The organism is Leadbetterella sp. DM7 (assembly GCF_040829825.2).
In the GTDB taxonomy this organism is placed as follows: domain Bacteria; phylum Bacteroidota; class Bacteroidia; order Cytophagales; family Spirosomataceae; genus Leadbetterella.
This window is the reverse complement of sequence record NZ_JBFOLH020000022.1, coordinates 57508-65926: the sequence shown is the minus strand read 5'-3', so window position 1 is coordinate 65926 and position 8419 is coordinate 57508. Positions and strand designations below refer to the sequence as shown.

Annotated in this window: 4 protein-coding genes; all 4 read right to left on the bottom strand. The window is 51.3% G+C overall.

The features are described from left to right. Positions 1-165 precede the first annotated feature (165 nt). The gene (locus AB2U10_RS18185) at positions 166-1497 is read right to left on the bottom strand and encodes a sugar porter family MFS transporter (protein WP_367916422.1); all 1332 of its coding nucleotides are present in this window, start codon (positions 1495-1497) and stop codon (positions 166-168) included. A gap of 63 nt (positions 1498-1560) precedes the next feature. Beyond that, the gene (locus AB2U10_RS18180; RefSeq protein ID WP_367916421.1) at positions 1561-6204 is read right to left on the bottom strand and encodes a hypothetical protein; all 4644 of its coding nucleotides are present in this window, start codon (positions 6202-6204) and stop codon (positions 1561-1563) included. A gap of 128 nt (positions 6205-6332) precedes the next feature. After that, positions 6333-7154, bottom strand: coding sequence for a 50S ribosomal protein L11 methyltransferase (gene prmA / locus AB2U10_RS18175; protein WP_367916420.1), 822 nt, complete (start codon positions 7152-7154; stop codon positions 6333-6335). 87 nt (positions 7155-7241) lie between these two features. Next, complete coding sequence (porV, locus tag AB2U10_RS18170) at positions 7242-8414, bottom strand: type IX secretion system outer membrane channel protein PorV (protein ID WP_367916419.1); 1173 nt, start codon at positions 8412-8414, stop codon at positions 7242-7244. Positions 8415-8419 lie beyond the last annotated feature (5 nt).

Below are 8419 nucleotides of genomic sequence, written 5' to 3'. Positions count from 1 at the left end.
AACCTGGGAGAGTAGGTAGATGCCGGATATTTATTAATGAGCCTGTCAGCGGAAGTTGACAGGCTTTTTTGGTTATAACCACGGGGATCTTTTTTTAACCACATAGATACATAGTTCTCTACGTTTAATGCCTGTATGGTTCAACAACCTCCGTGACTAATATGGTCAATGCGAAATAATCACCCTATCCATATCCTCCAATGCCCTCCCCCGGGTTTCCGGCATAAACTTCCAGGCAAAAATAAGCTGGCAGATCATCATGACAGTAAAGAAACCGAAAGCAGCGGCACCACCGAACATCTCCGTGATCATAGGGAAAGAGAAGGATATCAGCGCCGCCATGATCCAGTGGGTAGAGCTGCCCACGGTCTGACCGTAGGCCCGAACCTCATTGGGGAAAATTTCGGCTATAAACACCCAGATCACCGCTCCCTGGGAAAACGCGAAGAAGGCAATGAATATAAACAGGTAGATGGGCACCAGCATGCCCGCCTGGTGGATATAAAACGCCCGGGTAACCAGTGCCAGCGCAACGATCAGTCCCACAGAACCCGCAATCATCAGCGTCTTTCTTCCGTATTTGTCAATCAGTGCCAGCCCTATAAAAGTAGAAAGCAGGTTGACCAGGCCGATGCCGGCGGAAGAAAGCAGGGCAGATTCTTTTCCAAGCCCCGCCAGCTCAAAAATTCTCGGTGCATAATAAATGATGGCATTAATACCCGAAACCTGGTTAAAAAATGCGAAAAGGAAAGCCAGGATAAGCGGTTTGCGGTAGGCTTTACTGAAAACAGTGGCGAAACCTGCCGATTTATTAGTTTGTGATGCGTTTAAAACGGCTGAAATAGTCTTTTCCGCCTCATCGGGATCAATGATCTCCAGGGTTTGCCGGGCGCCCTCCAGGTCGTTCTTTTTAAGAATAAGCCAACGCGGACTTTCCGGGATAACCAGTGCCGTGATGATGAAAAGGGCAGAGGGGAAAGCCTGTACGCCCAGCATCCACCTCCAGGAAACATCCGGATCAATACCGCTCAGCAGGTAATTGGAAAGATACGCGATAAGTATACCGAACACAATATTGAACTGGAACATTGCCACCAGGCGCCCGCGCTTGCTGGCCGGTGATATTTCCGTAATGTACAAAGGCGCTACAATAGACGACACCCCTACTCCCACACCCCCCAGGAAACGAAAGATGAGAAAGAACCCCCAGGTGTTGGCCAGCGCCGTGCCCAAAGAAGCCAGCAGGTAGATCACGGCAATGATCAGCAGGGTTTTCTTGCGGCCCAGGGTATCAGCGGGTATGCCCCCCACCAAAGCGCCTACCACCGTACCGATCAGGGCAATAGAAACGGTAAACCCGTGCTCTACGGCAGAAAGGTTCCAGAGAGATTGCAGGTGCTTTTCCACGCCGGAGATAACGGCTGTATCAAACCCGAAAAGAAAACCGCCCAAAGCGGCTGAGAGGGACCAAAAGAAGATTTTTGTGTTCCGGTTCATGGGAGCTAATAAGGTATCAGGTCATAAAGATAATGATTTCACATGAATATAACCATTGACTTACTAAAACCCTTCTCCCTCTTCTTTCTTCGCCTTTTTGGTGGCTTTGGGCGGTGATTTTACCTGTTGGTTGTATTCTTCTTCCGACATGCCGCGGTAACTGGTGAGGAAACGTTTCCTGAAACGGGTGGCCTCGTTGATATCTACAAAGCCCACGCCCTTTTCCTTCCCGCCACCGGTATTGACCATCCGGTTCACTTCCTCATCAGAAGATACCATGCCCAGCTGCCCGTTCCGGTACACAAAATAGTACCAGTTACCGGGTGAGAGGTCGAGATAGATGTGGAGCTCGTTACCCGTGCTGTGTGACTGCACAATCTCCACATAGCCGTTCACCAGGGCATTGATGTCTACGTCACCTATATTGGAGATGCCTATGGGTCCTGTGCTGTAATAGGCGTTGGCTGTGGCATTCCAGCGAAGGTCAGCTTTGGAGAGTACCAGCGACTTCAGGAACCTGGCAGATTCCTTAAACAGGGGAATATGCCCTTTCTGGCTGTTGGTTTTGTATTTTTCAGTATCCTGCGTACCGATGATGCGGCTGAGCCTTTCCACAAAACCTTCGTCGTCTAGTTCAATGGCCGCATTGCTGTTCCCGGCGTCCAGGTTGGTTTTTACGATATTTTGCCCCATTTTCTGAACCGTTGGTATCGGGATCGGGAAATCAAAGAGCATCGTGGTCTCCAACAGGTATTTCATGGAGTCGAGGTTGACGGTGGCTTTTCCTACGGTTTCAAATACCTTGGTGGGCACGCCCAGCAGGTTAAACCGGCCCGAAAGCACCATGATGCCCTGGTCATCGTAAAACTCCGCAGCATTATCCGATTCATTCTGGGGTTTCACATAGAATCGCTGGTGGGCTTCATCCCGTCCGAATGTACCGCGTGCCAGGAAGATGTCGTAGTCGTCTGCCGAGCTTTTCATAGACAGGAATGACGGGTAGATGCCGTCGGTGTTGGCGCCGTATTTGAGGTGAAGACCTACGTAGAGGGGCTTCCCGCCGTCTTTCAGGCTCTCGTCTATCTGGATCGTCACGTTTTCCGATTTGCTGCCGGCATAGTTGATCCAGGAGCCGCCGATCATGGGATATTTTTTCAGGTCAGGCAGAACCTGCCCGCGGAGCGACAGGTTTTTAAAAGGCGCCAGCATGGTCATTTCACCCACGTACAGCATTTTTTTGGCCAGGTATACCTGGTCTTTTTCGGCAATGGAGGTCCGGGCTATGGTGGAGAGCTTCCCGGAGCCTTTGGAGTCCAGGATGCGCCCGTCCGGGGTGACCTCCGCAAATTCAAACCCGCCCAGCTTAATGTTAAAGGTATCCGAGCTGATATTGACATACCGGTAGTCTGCATTGCCGCTATACGATAATTTCGAGTTAACGGTAACGCTGGCATTGGTCAGTGTATGGTAACGGTTAATGGTATCGGCCACAATGGTGGCGTTGGTGAAGGCATCCAGCCGCCCGTCGTTCCTGACAAAAACTTTTCCACCTGCCGGACTGATGGCGGCATCTGCTGAACGGATCTCCTCTACGCCGCTTATGCTGAGGTTTTTCGATTTAATGTCGTACCGGGCTCCTGTACCGTTAAACCGCAGTCCGTACTGGTGGGGCGCGGTAGAGGTGAATACCGAGTTTTCAAGGTGGCCTTCCATGGTGATGACCTTATCCCTGATGCTCCATAATGCTTTGTCAATGGTGGTTTTGTAAGCAGAAGAAGGGAATTCGAGGAAGGCGCTGCCCGTGGCATTAAAGCCGGTATTCTGGGAGGAAATCCGTACCTGCTCCTGCTGCACATTAAAATCAATATCCACGTTCCGGCCGGAGAAGGCCAGCTTATCGCCTTCATCGGCTTTCACTTTGATCTCTGCTTTTTCAGCCAGGAAACCGTTTTTGTCAAATTTGAAGCTGGCCGAAGCAATGTCTGAATCGGTGCGGGTCAGCTGACCGTTCCCAAACAGCCCGGTGCTGCGCATCACAATGCTGCCTTTCAGGAAGGAGCTGCCGTTATAAAATTCAAATCCTTTTTCAGAATACACCGCCATGCTGTCTTTGGCGGGCTCCCACTCCATGGTGTACCCTGAGATATTGACCTGGGGGAAATAGGCATTCCCTGCCTGCTTTTCGGCGATGCGGCCGGTACTTCCACTGGCTTTGCTGCGGTCTTCCGAGAAGCTGATGCGATCGGCATTCAGCACTGCCGCCAGATGATGCAGCTCACCGGAGGAGCTGAGGCCCCGCTTGTTCAGCACAATGGGCGAGGCTGCGTTAAAGGCGGTTTGCGATCCGTAAACAGGGTAAGGCCCGGCGGGCATATGCACCATTCCCATGGAGGAGTCGGGTAATACCACCAGGTTATCTTTAATGGGCTTAAAGATATTGGCCGTAGTAAATAAGCCGGGAATGACAGGGTTACGCGTATTCAGGCTGTCGAGCGAAAGGCTGGCTGCCGTAAAGCTGACCTGGTCGGAAAACGTATGGTGCCGCCCTTTCTCGTTGAAATAAACGGTCACCCCTCCCGGGATGTCCAGCTTGGGGTACTCGGGCAGCTTCTTTCTCCCCGATTTGTTATCGGGGCTGTTCAGGTAGAGCTTCCCGCTTTTACCGAACCGGAAATTCCCCGCCAGCTGCAGCTTGCCGCCTTTTTTATAAATATCAAGCGGAATAAATGTAATGGAGTCTATTCGGTTCAGATTCACCAGGAATTTCTCGTATTCCAATACAAATTCCCCGTAAAAAGTGAAGTTTTTCACCACGATTTTCCCGTTGAACCTGAATACCTTGTTGCCGATCACCTCCATGCTCTGCTGATCAGGCAGGAGCTGGATCCCCAGGCTGTCGCTCAGCCGGAAATCCTGGGCACCGGTAATGTTCAGCGACTTGGAATTAAAGTCAATGGTGGCGTTACGACGGCTCTCTCCGCTCCGGTTGAGGGAAGAAAAAACCAGGTCGTCATAGTCTTTTTTACCGGTAGCCACAAAGTAATAATGGAGCCCCTTCCGGCTGATGCTGTATTCGTCTTCGAACGGATGGTAATCAAAAAAGCCCATTTCGGTTCCTATCAGCATCCCGTTAGCGGCGATGTGCCGTTCTTTCCGGGTGAACTGGATCATTTCGTCTACGGTAAGCCTGTTTTTCTTTTTCCGGCCGATAATAGTAGCGGCAGCCATCAGCGGGTTAAACCCGGCGGCATCGCTCAGGCTGCTGAGCCGGCTGCTGTTGAAGTAATCAAAAGACTCGAATTCGGCAGCCACTTCCTGCTTCCCGGCTACAATATAGAAATCCATTTTACCGCTGGTCAGATCCCACGACATGGCGTCACAGCGGATATCTACCTGGTGGAACGTATCGGAGAACATGCTGTTCCGGAAACCGCCTTTGGGCACCTTGTTCAGCTGCACGTGCTGTTGCGGGATCTGGTATTCAAACCGGATAGCCGGGTGTGAAACCGAATCTTTGCCCAGGCGGGCCACAAAGCTCACCCTGTCAGATGAAATGAGCGTATCGGTAAGCGTTAGTGAGTGCCCGATCACCTCAAACCGGCTGGTCTGGCTCGATTTGTTCACCTGCAGCCGCGAATACCGGTCGTAAAGCGAAGTGGTAGTTACTTTCTGTCCCACCACGGTATACCCGCCTGAAAGGTCATAATCGGTGAGATTAAGCGCGTAGGCGGCGTCATTGCGGTACGACTTAAAGCGCGGATAAGTGGATGCCTCCCCTGAGCCCCTTTTTTCGAGCTTTATTTCCAGCAGGCCTTTTACGGGTTCGCGCAGCAGGCCTTCGTGGGTAAGACTCACGTTTTCGGCCTGCAGCCGGCCACTTGCTGCCTTTATGGCGTATTTATCTACCTGCGCGCTTACCGGCTTGCCGGCTACATTCCAACCGATTCGGCCCCCTTCGCCCACAAAAACCGCTTCCATGAAATTATAGCCGCCCTTTGTTCCCGTGATCACCAGCGAGTCTGACGGGCTTACCAGGGTGAGATCGGTAGCTTCAAAAACAAAAAACAGGCCCTGCACATCCGGGAGGTTTTTGCGCAGCGATTCTTTCGTAGCTGCCGGAACCGGCTCTTCGGCACTTTCATCCCAACCGATATCGGTATCGGATTTGCTATCCTGCGGCACTGCCGCCGTGCCGGAGAAGTAATCCTGCCTGCGGTCAAAAAAAGTAAGGTTTATTTTCCGGGTACCGGTCCTGATCCGGTTGAAGTCAGAAGTATACAGGGCGCCCCCGGTAAAAAAATTGCCCATCTGTAGCAGGGCTTCGTTAATGGACCGGGCCGGGTAAGGTTCGAAAGATTTTTTCAGGAGGCGCAGGAAATTCTCCATTCCGGAAGGAGAGGCCTCCTGGTTTTGCCGGTACAAAGAGAGGACCTCCGTACACCGCACCACTTCTGCCGGCCGAAGGCCTTTTTCAGACAGGAACCGGATCAGGACAATGGCTTCTTTTCTCCCCGCCGGATCCAGTGAAGTACGGTAGAGTTCTGAAAACTGCCCGTTGGCCGCTGCCGCCGTGGCTCCTGCATACTTCTCGATTTGCCGGGTATATTCTTCCAGGAACTTTTCAGGATCTGAAGGCAGCGTCAGCACCTGCGCCCTCAACGATGTAAAAAGCATTAGGAAAGGAATAAGCCCGATCAGTTTTCTCATGTTATACAATTTAAGCTATGAGCCTTGAGCTATGAGCTATGAGCCTCACGGCAGACTGCTGAGCAGATGGCCGCCCCTAGGTACCCCTTTTGAGGCCCAGTCAATCTCTCATAGCTCACTGCTCCTGGCTATTTCCTAAAAACGACCGCCGCCCAATTGTTCTTACTTATCTGCTTCACTTTTTTAAAGCCCGCGGCTTCGGCCACGGTCCGGATATCAGGAATATCCTGCTCATAGAAACCGCTTACCAGCAGGTATTCTCCTGTAAAAGCGGCGTACAGGGGGATTTCGTCCAGGAGGATGTTCCGGTTTATGTTGGCCAGCACCACATCGTATACGGCCGGTTGCTGGCTTTGTATGGTGCCCTGCTCAATGGTGATGTGAGGGGCTTCGTTCAGGGCATAATTTTCACGGCCGTTTTCTACTGACCATTCGTCAATATCAAAAGAATGGATACGGGCGGCTCCGAGCTTATGGGCCATAACGGCCAGGATGCCCGTTCCGGTCCCCACGTCCAGCACCGATTTGCCCCGGTGGTCGATCTCCAGCTGAAGCTCAATCATCTGCGCAGTGGTTTCATGGTGCCCGGTTCCGAACGACATTTTCGGTACAATAATGATCTCGTGCCTGAAATCAGCGGGGGCAGGTTCATGAAAGGTAGCCCGGATATACACCTGTCCGGCTACCTCAATAGGGTGGAAGTTCTCCTCCCATTCTTTGTTCCAGTTTTGCTTTTTAACCTTCTTTAAGCCGTAAGATAAGGGGATTCGTGCGGCATAATTTTCCATCAGTACTTTGAAAGGCCTGTCTTCAAAGTGCTCTTCGCTGATGTACGCCAGGAGGCCGTCTTCTTTTTCAAGGAAAGAATCAAAGCCTATTTCGGCCAGCTCGGCCAGCAGGATTTCGGCAAATTCGGCATCCACACTAAGATCAAGTTCAAAAAAATCCATGGTATTAAACGATAAAAAGCCCGTAAGACCGGGCTTTGTTATTTCTTTTTTATCTCGGGCCCCTCTGCTGAGGAGCGTTAAGGACATTTACTGGTCAATGTTGTCGCCTACGGTATCGGTCTTCCCCGATTTGTGAGGTACCTGGAGCCGGAGCGTCACCCGCCAGGAGTTGGCCAGCGGACTACCCGTTTTGGTAGGAATAAGATAGGCCAGGTCCAGCTTGATCCTTTCTTTGAGGGTCAGACCCACACCGGCGGTCAGGTATTGCCGGCCCGCTTTTTGCTGCGATTCATGGAAATACCCCGCTCTCAAAGCAATCAGCTCCTGGTACGTATATTCGAAGCCTATAGAGGCCATGATCTCAGCCAGCTCTTCCGAAAAGCCTCCGGGAGCATCGCTGAAAGAGCTGAATATGGCTTTCATGGTGCTCATTTCCGATACGTTCACGTCCTCCTTATCGGAAGGCACCAGCAGCTTGTTGAAATCTACCAGGAAAGAGAAGCGGTTAGAGAGGTCCGGGCGGAAAGACAGCTGGGTACCTACTTTGAAGTTGGCCGGGATGAAGTATTCCCCGAACCCGTAATTGATTTTACCGCCGATGTTCTGAAGAACAACACCGTAATCTACATCAAATTTTTTGAAGCTCCGCGGGTCATTGTCGGTAGGACGGGTCTTGTTGTAGTAAAACCCCAGGTCCATGGCCGCGGTCTGGCCCGGTTTGGCCGTAACGCTGGTGCCCGGTATGGCCAGGTTGCCCACCAGGTTAGAATGAATATATTTAATGTTCAGTCCAAGCGAGTAATCAGAGCTGAGCTTTTGGGCAATTCCTCCTGAAATAGAAAATTCATTACTGACAAAACGGTCTATCTCGAAACCGTTCCAGTCGGTAAACTGTATTTCTCCCTGGTTAAAGAAATTGATGCTGGCCCCTACGGTTTGCTTGTCAGAAATCTTATAGAACCCTGAGGCATTGATCAGCCCCATATCATTTACAATTTGTCTCAGCCATGGCGTATAAGAAAAAGAGCCGCCGAACCGGGAATCAGAGAAGGCCAGCTTACCGGGGTTCCAGTACATGGCGTTGGCATCAAAGGTAGATGCCGCACCGGCATCGCCCATTGCTGCAGCCCGGGAGTCCGGTGAAATAGCCATAAAAGGCACTGCCGTATAGATTATAGAATAGTTCTTGGTAGAACTTTGTGCGTTAATAAGTCCCGGAGTCAGTAACAGGAGAATACTTAACCAATAATTTTTTTTCATAAAGG